The following is a 16822-nucleotide window of genomic DNA, read 5'->3' on the forward strand; positions in this document are numbered from 1 at the left end:
TCGCAGCCTTCGGCAGCTCCTACATCCATCTCGGTAGGAGCTGCCGAAGGCTGCGATCTTTTGATCTTAATGCCTCGGTTTCTTCTCTATTCGCAGCGCCTTGGCCTTTGCCTCAACCAGCAAATACATCACCAGCGTGATCAACAACGGCAACAGAAAATAAATCGCCCGATACGCCAACAAACCCGCCACCAGACTGCCCCGCGAAACCTCATGTTGCAGCAGCGCGACAAACACCGCCTCCAACACCCCAAGCCCCGCCGGAATATGCGTGATCACCCCGGCAATCGCACTGATCAACAACACCCCCAGCACCAACGGATAGTCGAGCTTGCCCGGCAACAAGGTGAAAATCACCGCCGCCATCAGCGACCAGTTCAACGCCCCCAGCAACAGTTGCAGCACCGCCATACGCAGCGACGGCAGATTGATTTCCACGCCACGAATCGACCACTCACGCCGTTTCGAAAACTGGCACGCGGCGAGATAACCCGCGCTGACCAGCAGCAACAAAATCCCGATGCCCTGCAACGCGCCGCTGCTGACTTTCCACCCCGGCGGCATGCTCACCAGACCACTGCTGAACACCACTCCGGCAATGGTCATGTAGCCAAACCAGTTGGTCGCCAGGCTCAGCCCGAGAATCTTGGCGATGTTGCCTTTGCTCACGCCCAGCCGCGAGTACAGTCTGTAACGCATGGCAATGCCGCCGACCCACGCGCTGAGGTTGAGGTTGAACGCATAACTGATGATGCCCACCGGCAGGATCTGTTTCCAGGTCAGATCCTGGCGAATGTAGGTGCGGCCGATCAGGTCGAAACTGGCGTACACCAGAAAACTCAGCAACGTCAGGCTGGCGGCGATGATCAGCGTGCGCACTTTGAAGTCAGCAAGGGTTTGCAGCACTTCGGCCCATTCGATTCGCGTGGCGAACATCGTCAGCAACACGATCAGTGCGAGGAAAAACAACACGGTCAGCGGGCGTTTCCATCGGCTCCATTTCGAGTGGGTCGCGGGCGCTGAATGGCCGCTCGGGTGCGCTTCGGTATGGCTCATGAGCGGTCACCTCGAAACGGCTTCAGTCGTGGTTTGTGCGCTGGCAGCCAACCGGCCATCGCCGGGAAATGCCGCAGAAAGTGGAACACCAGAAAGCCGACGGTCATGTGCCAGATACGCCCGCGTGGCGACTTGCTCGCGTCCATGGCTTTGCAGTGGTTCTGGCTGAGGTCTTCAAGGCGCTCGAACAAGTGCTGGTTGAACGCGCGGTCGCGAATCAGCACGTTGGCTTCAAGGTTCAGCGACAGGCTCAGCGGGTCGAGATTGCTCGAACCGACGGTGCTCCATTCGTCATCGACCAGCGCGACTTTGCCGTGCAGCGGGCGCTGGCAATATTCGTGAATCTGCACGCCAGCCTTGAGCAAATAATCGTAGGTCATGCGCGCGGCAAGTTTGGCCACCAGCATGTCCGGCTGGCCTTGCAGGATCAGCCGCACATCGACACCACGCCGCGCGGCGTTGCGTATTTCGCGCAGCAAGCGGTAACCGGGGAAGAAGTAGGCGTTGGCGATCACCACCCGACGTTTGGCGCGGCGCAACACCTGCAAATAGACGTCTTCGATATCGGTGCTGTGTTGATCGTTGTCGCGGAATACCAGACGCACCTGGCCGTCGTGGTCTTCGAACGCCATCTCCGCGCGCCGCTGGCGCCGGCGTTGCCACCAGAACCGCGCACGGCCCGGCCGACCACTTTGCAGCAGGGCGAAATGATGGATGTCGGCGACCACCGGGCCTTGAACTTCCACCGAATAATCCTGCTTGGCCTCAGGGCCGAAATCGGCGAGGTGATCACCGGAAAAGTTGATCCCGCCAATGAACGCAATCAGGCCATCGACCACGACGATCTTGCGGTGCAGGCGACGAAACCAGTTAGTCCGGATGCCCAAGTGCTTGGGCGCCGGATCGAAGATCTGCAAATGCACACCGGCCTCGCTCAGCGCGGCGAGGTAGCCGGTGCTCAACTCGCCGCAGCCGAAGCCATCGAGGCTGACGGTGGTGCGCACGCCGCGCTTCGCCGCATCAATCAGAATCTCCTGCAGTTCAGCGCCGACCTTGTCTTCGAAGACGATGAAAGTCTCCAGCAGGATTTCGCTTTTCGCCGCGCGCATCGCCTCGAACACGCGGGGGAAATATTCCTCGCCGTTCTCCAGCAATTGCACACGGTTGCCACCCTGCCAGCGGTACTCGACGTGGACCTGGCCGGGCTCGCGTATCGGCGGGTTGATGCTGATGGGTTCCACGGCGGATTTCTCCAGCGGCGCGCTGTTCATAGTTCGATCTCCACCGATAACGGTGCGTGGTCGGAAAGGTGAGACCAGGGCCGGTTGGCGAGGACTTTCGGCTGGCTGGTTTTGAGGTTGCGTACATAAATTCGGTCGAGGCGCAGCGTCGGCAGGCGTGCGGGGAAACTGCGCGCCGGTTTGCCATGGTGCTCGGCAAAGACTTCGCGCAGGCCACAAGGTTTGAGCAACGCATCGGCGCGTTGGCGCCAGTCATTGAAGTCGCCGGCGACGATCACCGGGGCGTCATCTGGCAGTTCGGCAAGGCGTTCGCCGAGCAGCTTCAGCTGAGCGTTGCGATGACTTTCACGCAGGCCCAGGTGCACGCAGATCGCATGGATCTCGACACCGTCGCCGGGCAGGCGCAGTACGCAGTGCAACAGGCCGCGGTTCTCGTGGCCGCTGATCGACACATCAAGGTTGTCGTGGCGGATGATCTGGAATTTCGACAGCAGCGCATTGCCGTGATCGCCTTCCGGGTACACCGCGTTGCGCCCGTAGGCGAACTGCGGCCAGAGGCTGTCGGCGAGGAATTCGTACTGTGGCATCGTCGGCCAGTTGCTGTAACGCTTGGGATGGTGTTCGTGAGTGCCGTGGACTTCCTGCAGGAACACCACGTCGGCCGCCACGCTGCGCACCGCTTCGCGCAATTCCGGAAGAATGAAGCGCCGATTCAGTGCGGTAAAACCCTTGTGGGTGTTGACCGTCAGCACGGTGAATGTGCGCACCGACGGCGCGGCGACCGAGCCTTCATCGGTGAAGCCGACCGGTTCTGGAATACTCATGCCAGCACTCCTTCGCCAGCGGGTTCGCCGGGGGTGGTGGCGAGGTCTTTATCCAGCTCGAAACGATGCAACAGATCGCGGGCGTCGTACGGCGCGCGGACTTTGATGTCGTTGTCGAAATAGCAGAACACTTCGCGGGATTTGCGTGCGCGTGGCTTCAAGCGTGGCGCGATCAGGTGGGCATCTTTTGGTTGCTCGCCGTGGTGCCAAGCGTCGATGCGTTCGGCCCAACGCTTGAGGGCCGGCGCGGTGTAGCCGCTGGCGTAAAGCGCTTCGGCACCGTGCAGGCGCAGATAGACGAAGTCGCTGGTCAGGTCTTCGCGATACGGCCATTTATCGGCAGTGTCGGCGATCACCAGTGCGGTGTTGTAGCGCTTCAACAGCCGTACGAAATCGGGATCAAGGAAGCTGTCGTTGCGGATTTCCACCGCATGGCGCAGCGGCTTTTTGCGCCAGGCTTTCATGCTCGCGTGGCCGTGCAGGTGGGAATCGTGTTGGTGGGCGAGGGCGGCGGCCGCTTCGGTGTCATGGGGCAATAGCGCGAGGAAGTGCTCGAAGCGCTCAGGCTCGAATTTGAAGTTCGGCGGAAATTGCCAAAGGATCGGCCCGAGTTTCTCTTTGAGTTGCAGAAGCCCCGAGGCAAAGAAATTCGCCAAGGGTTTTTCGATATCGCGCAGACGGCGGATATGGGTGATGAAGCGCGGCGCTTTGACGCTGAAGACGAAGTCGTCGGGTGTTTCGGCGTACCACTGCGCATAGCGTTCGGGCCGTTGCAGGGCGTAGAACGAACCATTGATTTCGATGCTGTTGACCGCCCTCGACGCGAATTGCAATTCGCGCTTTTGCGCCAGTCCCTTTGGGTAGAAGTCCCCGCGCCACGGTTCGTAGCGCCAGCCGGAAATACCGATGTGAATCGTCGCCATGCCACCCTCCCGTTGAAAGCCCTCGTATTGCCGCTGTCTTTTGATGACTGCGCACGGTTCGGGAAAGTTTCGATGGCATTACCGACGGTCGCTCCTTGATCGTACCCACGCTCCGCGTGGGTACGCCTCAATGGACGCTCCGCGTCCGCTGTTGGGACGCGTAGCGTCCCGGGCTGCATTCCCACGCAGAGCGTGGGAACGATCAGTGCCCGAGGCGGTGCTCTGTGAGGGGGCTCTTGAACTTGCCGCACAAAAATCGATCAGCTCCTTACAGGTTCAGCCACGGGAGATCGGAGTTTTGAGCAAGTTCAGGATCGCCATTCTGCTGGGAGCACTGCTGTTTCTAGGCACCAACGAACTGGAGGCCGCCGCACTGCCGGGCGTTCCCGCCGCCACCGAGGAGGCGGCAAAGCCTGAGCCCATCGTGCAGGGCGGTCTGCTCGGTGCGATCAGTTCGAGCATCGACGACGTCCAAGACAAACTCGACATCAACGAACATCTGGTCGACGCCTGGCGCCTGCGCGCCGACCGTGCGGCCGATGAAGTCGACAGGCTGGTCAACCAGCCGTCAAACCGCTCGGGTTGGAGCGTCGCTGGGGATTTCCTCACCTTGTCCGGCGTCTGGCTCGGCAGTTTTGCGCTGCTGACTGTACTCGGCGGTCTGCTGGCCAACCGCTTGCGCCAAGGCCGCTGGCTACGCACCCGGCAGCGCAGCCAGGACCTGATCGGCTACCTGCTGCCGTACACGGTACCGGCGCTGATCTGCCTGCCGCTGACCCTTTACGTCAGCCACTTTCTGCAGGCCTCGGTGGGGCGCGCGCTGGCGCTGTGCCTGGCCTACGCCACCAGCAGCGGCATCTTTTCCACGTCGATGTTGTTGTGCGTAGTGGTGATGTTCAACGTCGGCCACAAGCGCCCGGCCGCGCGCATCATCCGTGATTACTGCCCGAAGCCATTGTTCCTGATCGGCTTTCTCGCGGCCCTCAGCGATGCGCTGACCAGTCCGCAGATTGCCCGTCAACTGGGCGGCAATATCACCAGCAGTGTCGCGGTGTTTACCGGGCTGATTGCTTCGGTGATTTTCGGTCTGCTGGTGATTCGCCTGCGTCGCCCGGTGGCGCATCTGATCCGTAATCGCCCGCTGAGCCAACGGCTGAAACAACCCTCAATGCAGGAGTCGCTGCGGATTTTTTCCGGGCTGTGGTATTGGCCGATTGTGCTGATGGTGCTGGTCTCGGCAGTGAACCTGATCGGCATCGGCGAGGACAATCAAAAAGCCCTGCGCTGCGCGTTGTTCACTACGGTGTTGCTGATCGGCACGGTGTTTCTCAGCACGATCTTGCAGCACGTGTTCAAGTCGCGAAAAGCCGAGGCGATCCAGCGCAGCAGTGCTTATAAGGAACGCTTCCTGAGCCTGTTGCATGCGTTGCTGCGGATCGTCATTGCGATTGCCTTCATCGATATTCTCGGGCGGATCTGGGGTGTGTCGCTGCTCGATTTCGCCCAGAGCAGCACGGTCGGGCGAGCAATCAGTAACGCGCTGAGCAGCATTGGCCTGATCTTCCTGGTGACGTGGCTGCTGTGGGTGGTGCTCGACACGGCGATTCAGGAAGCGCTGAAGCCACCGGTCAGCAAACGCGCGGCGCGCCAACCGAGCACGCGGGTGAAAACCATCCTGCCGCTGCTGCGCAACGCGATCAAAATCATCCTCGTGGTGATCTGCGCGATCACCACCATGGCCAATCTGGGGATCAATGTGGCGCCGCTGCTGGCGGGTGCCGGTGTGGTCGGTCTGGCCATCGGTTTCGGTTCGCAGCAATTGGTGCAGGACGTGATCACCGGGCTGTTCATCATCATCGAAGACACCTTGTCGATTGGCGATTGGGTGGTGCTTGATTCCGGGCATGCCGGCACGGTCGAAGGGCTGACCATTCGCACGCTGCGGCTGCGTGACGGCAAGGGCTTTGTGCACTCGGTGCCGTTCGGCCAGATCAAAGCGGTGACCAACCAATCGCGGCAATTCGCTTATGCGTTTTTCTCGGTGCAGTTCACCTATGACACGGATGTCGATAAAGCCATCGAGCTGATCCGCGAGACCGGCGATTCGATCCGTGAAGATCCGTTCCTCAAGTACAACCTGCAAGGGCCGCTGGATGTGTTTGGCGTGGACCGGATGGATTTGAATGGCGTGGTGCTGACGGCGCAATTCCGCACGGTGTCGGGCGGGCAGTATGCGGTGAGCCGAGCGTTCAATCAGCGTTTGAAGAAGCTTGTGGATAACACCGAAACGGTGCATTTTGCGCAGACTTATCCACAGCAGGTTTTGTTGCCGAAGCGGCAGGTGCACGAGGGAGAGGTGGTTGCGACTGAGGTGCCGCAGGAGTCGCGGACTTAACCGGTTGATTTTTTGGTGTTAGTGCTGGCCTCATCGCTGGCAAGCCAGCTCCCACAGTGATTTGGGGTGTGCCTTCTATTCCAGCGTCACCCAAAACCCTGTGGGAGCTGGCTTGCCAGCGATGAGGCCGAGGCAGCCAAACCTCAATGCCGGATCAGCTTGCCGCGCACCTGCTCCATGGCAATCTGATCCAGCTCCAGCCAAAACTGCTGCTTGCCGGCAATCTCCGCCGCCGCCGGCAACCCATCCCGATACACCAACCGATTACTCACCAACGCCGGCACCTTCACCCCCGGCAACAACGTCCCGCCCAGGTTCAACGGATCCACTCCGCACACCGCCACCAGACTGCCGTCATGTGGCCGCCGCCGCACTTCGCGCAACAACGGAATCGCCTCCGGCAAGGCAAACTGTTCTCCCGCCAAACCACTGACAAACCGCCCGCCGCGAATCTCGCCGCGTGCTTCCAGTCGATGAAAGGTGCGCAGCAATTCCCGCCAACTCGGCAACCAATCCGCCTCACGTTCGAGCAGGCGCCAGAACACTACGCCGTAACGTCGCAACAACGTCATCGCGACATGCTCCAGCGTCTCGCTGTTATCCATCGCCGTCCCGCGCCGCAACAACGCCCAACGCCCGGCATCGTCCATGCCACCGACAAACGCGCCGCGTCCACGCCGACTGCTGCGCTGCTGGCGCTTGCTCGCCGGTGTAATCAGCGCACGCAGGCCGGCGAAGCTGTCGGCGTTTACCAGGCCGGCACCGACCAGCTCCTGCAAGGCGATTTCCAGCTCGGTGCGCAGCAGGTGCGCTTCATGAATCAGCTCATCGAAAAACAGCGCACCGTGCTGACTCAAGGCTTCAAACACTTTCTGGGTTTTCGGCGAGAGTTCGCTCACCGGCGTCTGTTCCGCCAGCGCACTCCAAAGGCCGACCTGACTGCGCGGCAGCAACACGATCGGCGTGCTACGCAACGCCGTGCCGCTGACTTTTTGCCGGGCGCTGAGGCGTGTCCACACCAGTTTGCCGTTGCGGCACAGGTCATCCAGCCAGCTCGGCGAATAATCCTTGAGACGCGCCGGAAGAATATCGCTGTCCCACGCCGAGGCCGCTGCTGCGTAGCCTTCGAACTGACCGACAATCGACGGCAACACCGCACTGCCTTGGCCACGAGTCGAGGGCGAAAGATGCTGCCAGTCGAACAGAAAGCGCATGAAATCCTGCAACGCCACCGGTTCGATTTCCCGGCGCAGACGCTTGACCGTGTAGCGATGAATACGTGCGAGCAGATGCCGTTCGCACCATTCCTCGATGTTCAGTTTCGGCGTGAACTGGCCGCGCAGCACGTAGCCTTCACGCTCCAGTTGGGCGAGGGCCTGATTGACTTGAGCGGTTGGCAGCGCGAGCGGTTCAGCTATGGCGGGTAACGGCAGTGGGCCGAACCCACCGAGGCGCGCGCGGATTACTTCGACCAGCGCCTCATCGAATGTCCAGACCTCATCGAATCCCGGCAACGCCTCCAGCTCAGGTTGCACTTTGGCCTGTGGATAAAGAGCTTGCAGGGAGGTCAGGCGTTCGCGGGCCAGCCACAAACAATGTTCGGGATCGACCTGCAATCGGCAGGCGCGACCGCTGCCGGCCAACGTTTCCAGCCATCCACGCCAGCCTTCGTTCGCTCGCACTTCAGCCTCGCTGATGCACGCCAGACTCATCAACGCCTCGTGCATTTCATCGACAGCGTTTGGCGACGGCCAGGCTTCTTCGCGTACAGCGTTAATCGCGTCCGCATCCAGCGCACCGAGATCATCAGTCGATTGCGGATCGCTCCAGCGCCGGTTGATCACCGCTTGGGTGCGACGTTCTTCCAGCGGTGCATCGTCGAGAAAGGCGTACGGCCGCGCACTGAGAATTTCCGCCGCGAGCGGTGAGGGCGCCGGCAAATCGCGGCTGATCAAACGCACCTCGCCACGCTCCATGCGTCGCAGCAGATTGAGCCAGCCTTCGCTGTCCATCGCCTCGTGCAGGCAGTCGTCGAGGGTTTGCTCAATCAGCGGATGCTCGGGAATTTCCCGTTCGCCAGCGAGATTTTCCAGACAGGCGATCTGATCGGGAAACACGCTGGCAATCAGGTCTTCACTTTTCATCCGCTGCAACTGCGGCGCGACTTTGCGGCCACCGGTAAAACGCGGCAATGCCAGCGCCACGCCGGCATTCCAGCGCCAGCGCACGCCGAACAGCGGCGCATCGAGCACCGCTTGAATCAGCGTGTGCTCGGCGTTGTTGCTGTGCAGGTAGCGCCAGATCTCATCCAGTTCAAAGCTGTGGCTGGTGGACAGCGACAACACGATGGCGTCCTCGCTGGCGGCAGCCTGCAATTCGAAGTTGAAGGTGCGGCAGAAGCGCTTGCGCAGGGCCAAACCCCAGGCGCGGTTGATGCGGCTGCCGAATGGCGAATGGATGATCAGTTGCGTGCCGCCGGACTCGTCGAAAAATCGCTCCATCAACAGCGTGTCCTGCGAGGGCAGGGCGCCGAGGGTTTGCCGCGCGCGGGCGAGGTATTCGACCAGTTGTTCGGCGCTGGCGCGGTTGAGGCCGAGAGTTTGCGTCAGCCAGTCGAGGGCTGGTTGCAAGTCTCCGGGGCTGGCGCCAAGCAACGCGTCGAGCTGCGCTTGCAGGCGCGCCACGGCGAACGACAATTCATCGCTGCGCCCCGGTGCTTCGCCGAGCCAGAACGGTATGGTCGGTGGCTGGCCGTGGGCATCCTCGACCCGTACTTTGCCGGTTTCCACACGGAGGATGCGGTAGGAGGTATTGCCGAGCTGGAACACATCGCCGGCAATGCTTTCCACGGCGAAGTCTTCGTTGACGCTGCCGATGTTCATGCCCTGAGGCTCGAGCATCACGCTGTAATCGGCGTTGTCGGGGATGGTGCCGCCGCTGGTCACGGCAGCGAGTTTCGCACCACGGCGGCCACGCAAGGTGCGGCTGACGGCGTCGCGGTGCAGGTAGGCGCTGCGGATGCCCTGACGACCGTTGTAGCCTTCGGCGAGCATGCTCAGCAGGGCCTGATAGTGTTTTTCGTCGAGATCGCGATAGGGCGAGGCTTGGCGGAATATCGCCAGCAAGGCGTCTTCTGACCATTCCTGACAGCTGACCTCGGCGATGATCTGCTGCGCCAAAACATCCAGCGGCGCGACCGGGATGTGCAGGGTATCGAGTTCGCCACGGCGCACGCAGTCGAGCAGGGCGGCGCATTCAATCAAGTCATCGCGGGTGGTGGCGAACAAACGGCCCTTGGGCGTGCCGCCGACCTGGTGTCCGGAACGGCCGACTCTTTGCAGAAACCCGGCGATGGAGCGCGGTGAAGCGATCTGACAGACCAGATCGACTTCACCGATATCGATACCCAGTTCCAGCGAGGCGGTGGCGATCAGCACCTGCAACTCGCCCCGCTTGAGGCGTTGTTCGGCGTCGAGGCGAAACTCCTTGGCCAGACTGCCGTGGTGCGCTGCCACTGCGTGCTTGCCGAGGCGTTCGCTGAGGTGTCGGCTCAGGCGTTCGGCCTGGCGTCGGGTGTTGACGAAAATCAGCGTGGTGCGGTGCTCACGGGCCAGTTCGGCGAGGCGGTCGTAGACCAATTCCCAGACATCATTGGCCATGACGGCCGACAACGGCACGGGCGGCACTTCGATACCCAGATCCCGTGGCCGGGCGTGGCCGATGTCGATGATTTCGCAGGGGCGGTCATGGCCGACGAGGAATTGCGCTACGGCTTCGACCGGTTTCTGGGTGGCGGAGAGGCCGATGCGGGTCAGTGGTTCGGCGCACAGCGCTTGCAGGCGCTCAAGGCTCAAGGCCAGGTGACTGCCGCGTTTGCCAGCGGCGATGGCGTGGATTTCATCGATGATCACCGTGCGCGAGGTGCCGAGCATTTTTCGTCCGGATTCCGAGCCGAGCAGCACGTAGAGCGACTCCGGCGTGGTCACCAGAATGTGCGGCGCGGTCTTGCGCATGGCGGCGCGGTCTTTTTGCGGGGTGTCGCCGGTGCGCACGGCGGTGGTGATGTGGACTTCCGGCAGGTTCATCTGCCGCAGCTGTTCGGTGATCCCCGCCAATGGGTTTTGCAGGTTGATGCGAATGTCGTTGGACAGCGCTTTCAGCGGCGAGACATACACGACGAGCGTTTCGTCGGGCAAACCGTCGGGGTTTTCCAGGCCACGGTGGACGAGGTCGTCGAGCACGGCGAGAAAGGCTGTGAGGGTTTTGCCCGAGCCGGTGGGCGCGGCGATCAAAGTCGAGCGGCGCTGACGGATCAACGGCCAGGCGCGGGCCTGGGCGGCCGTGACCGTCGGGAAGGTCTTGCGGAACCAGGCGCTGACGGCAGGGTGAAAGCCTGCCAGAGCGCTGTCGGCGGGGAGGGGCAGATTCATGGTTTAAGTTATGCGGTCGCAAGGGGGAAGATGCAAGTACCGCTCAGGATCTTCAGCGTCTGCCAGGGCCTCATCGCGAGCAGGCTCGCTCCTAAAGGGGAATGCATTTCATTTGTAGGAGTGAGCCTGCTCGCGATGGCGCCAGTCGAGACGCTACAAATCTGCGGGATGTACACTTTACGGATGACGGTTGCGCACTAAACCCGCAAAATGCAACGATTCCGGCAATTATCGGCAACGGTTCCACAAGACCCGTCGCTAAAGCCATCGTTCCAACCAGACTGGGCCTGCTGACTCTATGCGAATGCGCCTTATGTTACTGGGCGGCGGAAATGCCCTTGGGCAGGCGCTGATTCGCCTCGGTGCAGAGGAAGACATCGGTTTCCTCGCCCCCCGCCCGCCCGAAAATGGCTGGGATGCCGCGAGCCTGACCCAATTGCTCGACGACACCCGTCCCGATGCGTTGATCAACCTCGCCTACTATTTCGACTGGTTCCAGGCCGAGGCCGTCAGCGAAACCCGGATGGCCGGGCAAGAGCGCGCGATCGAGCGTCTGGCCGAACTGTGCCAGCATCACAACATCGTTCTCGTGCAGCCCTCCAGCTATCGAGTGTTCGATGGCTCGCGTGCTACCGCCTACAGCGAAAAAGACGAACCGGTGCCATTGGGCCTGCGCGGTCAGGCATTGTGGCGTATCGAACAGAGCGTTCGCGCGACCTGCCCGCAGCATGTGTTGCTGCGTTTTGGCTGGCTGCTCGATGACAGCGCCGACGGCACCCTCGGGCGTTTCCTCGCCCGTGCCGAGCAACCGGAAGCATTGCTCTTGGCCGATGACCGCCGCGGCAACCCGACCCCGGTCGACGACGCTGCGCGGGTGATCATTTCGGTGCTCAAGCAACTCGATTGCGCGGCACCGCTGTGGGGCACTTATCATTACGCCGGACACGAGGCGACCACGCCGCTGGCGCTGGGGCAGGCAATTCTGACCGAAGCGCGCAGCCTGCACGCCCTGGCCATCGAAGCGCCGACCGCCCAGGCTCACGCCGCGCGTCCGGACGCTGCCGAGGAACCGCAACACGCGGTGCTGGCCTGCAAGAAAATTCTGCACACTTTCGGGATCAAGCCGCGCGCCTGGCGTGCCGCACTCCCTGGATTATTGGATAGGTTCTACCGTCATGGCTGAAAAGACTGTTTTAATTACCGGGGGCGCCGGCTTCATCGGTTCGCACCTGACTGATGCCTTGCTTGCGAAGGGACATTCGGTGCGAGTGCTCGATGATTTGTCGACGGGCAAGCGCAGCAATCTGCCGCTGGATAATCCCAGGGTTGAACTGATTATCGGTGATGTGGCCGACGCCGCGCTGGTTGCCCGGGCGATGCAAGGTTGCAGCGCTGTCGCCCACCTCGCCGCAGTTGCCTCGGTACAGGCTTCGGTGGACGATCCGGTGAAGACGCATCAGAGTAACTTCATCGGCACGCTGAACGTCTGCGAGGCCATGCGTCTGGCCGGCATCAACCGCGTGGTGTATGCCTCCAGTGCAGCGGTGTACGGCAACAATGGCGAGGGTGCTTCGATCGATGAAGACACGCCCAAAGCCCCATTGACACCTTACGCTTCGGACAAACTGGCGGGCGAGTATTATTTCGATTTCTATCGCCGCCAGCATGCGCTGGAACCGGTTGTGTTTCGTTTCTTCAATATCTTTGGCCCACGCCAGGATCCGTCCTCGCCGTACTCCGGGGTCATCAGTATTTTCAGCGAACGCGCACAGAAAGGCTTACCTATTACTGTGTTCGGCGATGGCGAGCAGACGCGTGATTTCCTCTATGTCGAAGATCTGGTCTTCCTGCTGGTCCAGGCAATCGAAAAGCCGGAAGTGGAAGTCGGTGCCGTGAACGTTGGCTGGAGTCAGTCGATGAGCCTCAAGCAGATGCTCCAGGCTCTTGAAGCAGTGGTTGGTGAATTGCCACCGATCAGCTACGGCCCGGCGCGCTCCGGCGACATCCGCCATTCGCGGGCGAACAATCAACGGTTGCTGCAGCGTTTCAAACTGCCAGCGCAGACGCCGATGAGCGTCGGCTTGGCGCGGTTGCTCGGTCGCTGAATCGAAGATAAAAAAAAGGCGCCTTCATAGGCGCCTTTTTTGTGGGCGGGGTATTGCTTTAAAACCGTGTGCAATCCCTGTGGCGAGGGAGCTTGTCGAATCGTCGTACCGTCCCGCTCGACTGCAGAGCAGTCGCCAATCCATTCAATGCGGTTTTTCTGAAGCTCCACTTTTTGCCGATTTCGGGGTCGCTTCGCAACCCAGCGGGAGCAAGCTCCCTCACCACATTAGCCCGCATTCACCACCACGCGAATGTTCCTTAAAACTTGTAGCCCAGACCCACCATGTACACAAACGGATCGACATCAACATTCACCTTGGCGCGAGTGCCCGGTGCCACCGCGTTGTTCTCCACAGTCGCACGAGTATCGATGTCGATGTAACGCACTTGGGCGTTGAGCATGATGTTGTCGGTCAGCATGTAGTCAGCACCGACCTGCCACGCCAGACCCCAGGAGTTTTTCGCCTTGAAGTTGCTGAAACCGTTCGACTGCGCTTCGCTGCCGACGTGTTCGTCGTAGATCCAGGTGTAGTTGATGCCGCCGCCGACGTACGGCTGAAAGGCCGACTTCGAATCCAGCGGGTAGTAGACGACGCTGAGGGTTGGCGGCAGGTGTTTCAGGGTGCCGAGTTTGCCGTTGGCCGCTGGCAGGGCGGTGCCTTTGAGCTTCACGTCGTGTTCGAACGGCGAGGCCGCCAGCAACTCGATACCGATGTTGTTGGTGACCATGTAGGCGAAGTTCAGACCCAGTTGGGTGTCGCTGCTCATGGTCGCCTTGCCGCCCAGATTGGTGCCGCTCAACGGACCCTGATCGACCTTGACGCTGGAACTGTCGGCCTTCGGATTGACGGTGATTGCACCGGCGCGAACGATGATGTCACCGGCATCGTGGGCGTGGGCGAGCGGGGCTGCGAGCGCGAGGGCAAACAGCGAAGCGCTGAGCAAGGACTTGTTCATGGGGGCTCCAAAGGACGTTAAAAATTTCTGATGTCCTATGGTACGAAGCCAACTGATACGGTCTTTTGACTCAGCTCAATGAAACAGTGAAGTCCGCAAAAGATCGCAGCCTTCGGCAGCTCCTACAGAGAAACATGATCCCCGGTAGGAGCTGCCGAAGGCTGCGATCTTTTGATCTTGAACTACCGGGATTTACTCCGGCAGCAACCTTTGCGGCCCCATCGCGAGCAGGCTCACTCCTACATTGGAATGCGTTCACCTGTAGGAGCTGCCGAAGGCTGCGATCTTTTGATCTTGAAACTACCGGCGTTTACTCCGGCAGCTCATACACATAAATCTTGTCCGCCTCCATCTGATACCCGGCATCCGCCAGCTCGCTGCTCGACGCCTTGACCTGCAACGGCCCCTCGATCCAGTACGGCTGATACAGCTCGTCGAGCTTCACGCCCAACTCGCTTTTCACATGCACGATCTGGTTCGACGGCGGTGGCGGCACATGAATGCACGCGCCGAAATACGGCACCAGCAAGAAGTCCGTGGTGCGCCCCTCTTCGTTGACTTCCAGCGGCACGATATAGCCCGGCAACCGAATGTTCTGGCCATCGAGACTCTGCACCACCGGCGCATTCGGCAGATCCTGCTTCGCCGCTGGCGCCGACTCCGCCGACAGCGCATCGCCCATCTTCGACAGGTCGTGCAGCGGGGTCATGTTCGGCACTTCCGGGGCGGCGTCCGGCGGGATCATTTCCGACCACGTCAGGTCTTTCGTCGCCGCGGCCCATACGGGCAAGGCGACCAGCAACAGTAGCGCAAGCAAGGCGCGGGGCATGGTGAACATCCTCATAAACGGATCGACAGGCCATCGGCCAGGGATTGGCGATACGCACGCCAGGCCGGCACGCTGCCCATCAGCAGCGCGGCCGCCAGAATGCCACCGAGCAGCGTCCATTCATACTCGCTCGGCCATGCCAGCGGCAGGAACAAACCGTAATTGGCTTGCACGTAACCCTGCGCAGCGGCGATGCCGATGTACAGCAATGCCAGACCTGCGATGACGCCGGTCAGTGCCAGCGCGAAGGCCTCCAGCACCAGCAGACTCGCGATGTGCCACGGCCTTGCGCCGACCGAACGCAGAATCGCCATCTCGCGGCGGCGTTCGTTGAGGCTGGTGAGAATCGCCGTGAGCATGCCGATCAATCCGGTCAGCACGACGAACAACGACACCACGAACAACGCTTTTTCAGCGGTGCTCATCAGGCTCCACAATTCCTGCAACGCCACGCCCGGCAGGATCGCCAGCATCGGCTCGCCACGGAATTCGTTGATCTCGCGTTGCAGCGCAAAGGTGGAAATCTTGCTGTTGAGACCGAGCATGAATGCGGTGATCGCTTGTGGCGTCAGGTCCATATTGCGCGCCTGATCAGCGCTGATCCGCCCATTGCCTCGGGCCGGCACGCCGTTGTGCCAGTCGATGTGAATCGCCTCCATGCCACCGAGGCTGATGTGCAACGTGCGATCGACCGGGGTGCCGGTGCGCTTGAGAATGCCGACCACGGTGAACGGTTTGTCATCGTGTTTGACCAGACTGATCGCCGCCACGCCGTGGGCCAGCACCAGTTTGTCGCCGAGCTTGTAATGCAGCGCATCGGCCACTTCAGCGCCGAGCACCACTTCAAACGGATCGGTGGCAAATGCACGACCGTCGGCCAGTTGCAGATGCTGCTGGCGACCGTACTGGTAATGCTCGAAATAGGCCTCAGTGGTGCCCATCACCCGGTACCCGCGATGGGAGTCGCCGAGGGACATCGGGATCGCCCACTTCACTTTCGGGTTGTTGGCGAAATGTTCGAAGCTGTCCCAGCGAATGTTGTTGGTGGCGTTGCCGATGCGGAACACCGAGTACAGCAGCAGGTTCACCGAACCGGAGCGGGCGCCGACAATCAGGTCGGTGCCGCTGATGGTGCTGGCGAAACTGGCTTTGGCTTCGGTGCGCACCCGTTCAACGGCGAGCAGCAGGCACACTGACAAGGCAATCGCGAACGCGGTGAGGAGGGCGGTGAAGCGGCGGTTGGCCAGGCTGGCCATGGCCAGACGAAACAGATACATCTCAGACCTCGGCAGACGTGGCGGCGCGATTGAGTTCGGCCAGGGATAGATGACGGTCGAACAGCGGCGCCAGACTCTGGTCGTGGCTGACGAACAACAGACTCGATCCGGCCTCGCGGCATTCGGCGAACAGCAGGCGAATGAAGTTTTCCCGGGCGTCGTAATCCAGCGCCGAGGTTGGCTCGTCAGCGATCACCAACTCTGGCTGACCGATCAACGCGCGTGCGGCGGCGACCCGTTGCTGCTGACCGATCGACAGCGAATCGGCGCGACGGCTGAGAATGCTTTCATCCTTCAAACCCAAGTGCGCGAGCAGGGTGGCGGCGGCCTGGTCGACGCTGCCGTGACGCTGTTTCGCCCGTTGTGCGCGAAGCTTGGAAAAGTGACACGGCAGCTCAACGTTCTCGCGCACCGAGAGAAACGGCAGCAAGTTGAACTGCTGGAAAATGTAGCCGGTGTGATCGACACGAAAGGTATCGCGGGCGCCGGCCGAGAGTTGAGTCAGCTCCTGGCCGAGCAGACGAATGCTGCCACGACCGGGTTTCTGCACACCGCCGAGCAGGCCGAGCAGGGTGGTCTTGCCGCTGCCGCTGGGGCCTTTGAGGAACAGGGTTTCGCCGGCTTCCAGGCGAAACGCCGGGATGTCCAGCAACGGCGGGTGACCGGGCCAGTTAAAGCCCAGGTCGGACAGTTCGATGAGTGCTTGGGTCATGACACCAATTTCATGAGTTTTCATAGCCCCTGTAGGAGCTGCCGAAGGCTGCGATCTTTTGCTCCTGATCTT

At 61.2% G+C, this 16822-nt stretch carries 12 protein-coding genes; 3 read left to right on the forward strand and 9 right to left on the reverse strand.

Going from position 1 to position 16822, the window contains the following annotated elements; translation table 11 throughout:
- Window positions 1–66: 66 nt before the first annotated feature.
- Genes ACZZ0B_RS00340 through ACZZ0B_RS00355 form a run of 4 tightly spaced genes read right to left on the reverse strand, consistent with a single transcriptional unit; the run spans window position 67 to window position 4044 of the window.
- Complete coding sequence (locus tag ACZZ0B_RS00340) at window positions 67–1056, reverse strand: lysylphosphatidylglycerol synthase domain-containing protein (protein WP_158834206.1); 990 nt, start codon at window positions 1054–1056, stop codon at window positions 67–69.
- Window positions 1053–2327 (reverse strand): cardiolipin synthase ClsB, encoded by a 1275-nt coding sequence (clsB, locus tag ACZZ0B_RS00345; RefSeq protein WP_463544137.1) that lies wholly within the window; start codon window positions 2325–2327, stop codon window positions 1053–1055. Before clsB ends, ACZZ0B_RS00340 begins: the two co-directional genes overlap by 4 nt.
- A complete protein-coding gene (locus tag ACZZ0B_RS00350; RefSeq protein ID WP_008081885.1) occupies window positions 2324–3121 on the reverse strand; it encodes an endonuclease/exonuclease/phosphatase family protein in 798 nt (265 codons plus the stop codon). The genes clsB and ACZZ0B_RS00350 overlap by 4 nt, the downstream gene beginning before the upstream one ends.
- Complete coding sequence (locus ACZZ0B_RS00355) at window positions 3118–4044, reverse strand: DUF72 domain-containing protein (protein ID WP_463544138.1); 927 nt, start codon at window positions 4042–4044, stop codon at window positions 3118–3120. The genes ACZZ0B_RS00350 and ACZZ0B_RS00355 overlap by 4 nt, the downstream gene beginning before the upstream one ends.
- 298 nt (window positions 4045–4342) lie before the next feature.
- Here ACZZ0B_RS00355 and ACZZ0B_RS00360 point away from each other — a divergent pair, with 298 nt between their 5' ends.
- The gene (locus tag ACZZ0B_RS00360; protein WP_440096999.1) at window positions 4343–6439 is read left to right on the forward strand and encodes a mechanosensitive ion channel family protein; all 2097 of its coding nucleotides are present in this window, start codon (window positions 4343–4345) and stop codon (window positions 6437–6439) included.
- 143 nt (window positions 6440–6582) lie between these two features.
- On the opposite strand, the gene ACZZ0B_RS00365 is transcribed toward ACZZ0B_RS00360, so the two are convergent.
- On the reverse strand, window positions 6583–10869 hold the full coding sequence (locus ACZZ0B_RS00365) for an Lhr family helicase (protein ID WP_463544139.1): 4287 nt from the start codon (window positions 10867–10869) through the stop codon (window positions 6583–6585).
- A gap of 298 nt (window positions 10870–11167) precedes the next feature.
- On the opposite strand from ACZZ0B_RS00365, the gene ACZZ0B_RS00370 reads away from it, so the two are divergent.
- The gene (locus ACZZ0B_RS00370) at window positions 11168–12052 is read left to right on the forward strand and encodes a sugar nucleotide-binding protein (protein ID WP_463544140.1); all 885 of its coding nucleotides are present in this window, start codon (window positions 11168–11170) and stop codon (window positions 12050–12052) included.
- Complete coding sequence (locus tag ACZZ0B_RS00375) at window positions 12045–12974, forward strand: NAD-dependent epimerase/dehydratase family protein (protein WP_463544141.1); 930 nt, start codon at window positions 12045–12047, stop codon at window positions 12972–12974. The genes ACZZ0B_RS00370 and ACZZ0B_RS00375 overlap by 8 nt, the downstream gene beginning before the upstream one ends.
- A 259-nt stretch (window positions 12975–13233) precedes the next feature.
- Here ACZZ0B_RS00375 and ACZZ0B_RS00380 read toward each other — a convergent pair whose 3' ends face one another.
- From ACZZ0B_RS00380 to ACZZ0B_RS00395, 4 genes are all read right to left on the reverse strand, one after another.
- A complete protein-coding gene (locus ACZZ0B_RS00380; protein WP_008081866.1) occupies window positions 13234–13932 on the reverse strand; it encodes an OmpW/AlkL family protein in 699 nt (232 codons plus the stop codon).
- A 310-nt stretch (window positions 13933–14242) separates the two neighbouring features.
- The gene (locus tag ACZZ0B_RS00385) at window positions 14243–14761 is read right to left on the reverse strand and encodes a DUF3299 domain-containing protein (protein ID WP_463544142.1); all 519 of its coding nucleotides are present in this window, start codon (window positions 14759–14761) and stop codon (window positions 14243–14245) included.
- 11 nt (window positions 14762–14772) lie between these two features.
- Complete coding sequence (locus ACZZ0B_RS00390; protein WP_008081862.1) at window positions 14773–16038, reverse strand: ABC transporter permease; 1266 nt, start codon at window positions 16036–16038, stop codon at window positions 14773–14775.
- Window position 16039: 1 nt separating this feature from the next.
- On the reverse strand, window positions 16040–16750 hold the full coding sequence (locus tag ACZZ0B_RS00395; RefSeq protein ID WP_440096996.1) for an ABC transporter ATP-binding protein: 711 nt from the start codon (window positions 16748–16750) through the stop codon (window positions 16040–16042).
- Between the last annotated feature and the right edge of the window lie 72 nt (window positions 16751–16822).

The sequence above is a fragment of the Pseudomonas sp. AC247 genome (assembly GCF_979258015.1).

Bases quoted from the DNA above. Each gene is read 5' to 3' on its own strand.
- ACZZ0B_RS00380 (WP_008081866.1), bottom strand. From the start codon at position 13,932: ATGAACAAGTCCTTGCTCAGCGCTTCGCTGTTTGCCCTCGCGCTCGCA.
- ACZZ0B_RS00390 (WP_008081862.1), bottom strand. From the start codon at position 16,038: ATGTATCTGTTTCGTCTGGCCATGGCCAGCCTGGCCAACCGCCGCTTC.
- clsB (WP_463544137.1), bottom strand. From the start codon at position 2,327: ATGAACAGCGCGCCGCTGGAGAAATCCGCCGTGGAACCCATCAGCATC.
- ACZZ0B_RS00385 (WP_463544142.1), bottom strand. From the start codon at position 14,761: ATGCCCCGCGCCTTGCTTGCGCTACTGTTGCTGGTCGCCTTGCCCGTA.
- ACZZ0B_RS00365 (WP_463544139.1), bottom strand. From the start codon at position 10,869: ATGAATCTGCCCCTCCCCGCCGACAGCGCTCTGGCAGGCTTTCACCCT.
- ACZZ0B_RS00355 (WP_463544138.1), bottom strand. From the start codon at position 4,044: ATGGCGACGATTCACATCGGTATTTCCGGCTGGCGCTACGAACCGTGG.
- ACZZ0B_RS00340 (WP_158834206.1), bottom strand. From the start codon at position 1,056: ATGAGCCATACCGAAGCGCACCCGAGCGGCCATTCAGCGCCCGCGACC.
- ACZZ0B_RS00375 (WP_463544141.1), top strand. From the start codon at position 12,045: ATGGCTGAAAAGACTGTTTTAATTACCGGGGGCGCCGGCTTCATCGGT.
- ACZZ0B_RS00370 (WP_463544140.1), top strand. From the start codon at position 11,168: ATGCGAATGCGCCTTATGTTACTGGGCGGCGGAAATGCCCTTGGGCAG.
- ACZZ0B_RS00350 (WP_008081885.1), bottom strand. From the start codon at position 3,121: ATGAGTATTCCAGAACCGGTCGGCTTCACCGATGAAGGCTCGGTCGCC.
- ACZZ0B_RS00395 (WP_440096996.1), bottom strand. From the start codon at position 16,750: ATGACCCAAGCACTCATCGAACTGTCCGACCTGGGCTTTAACTGGCCC.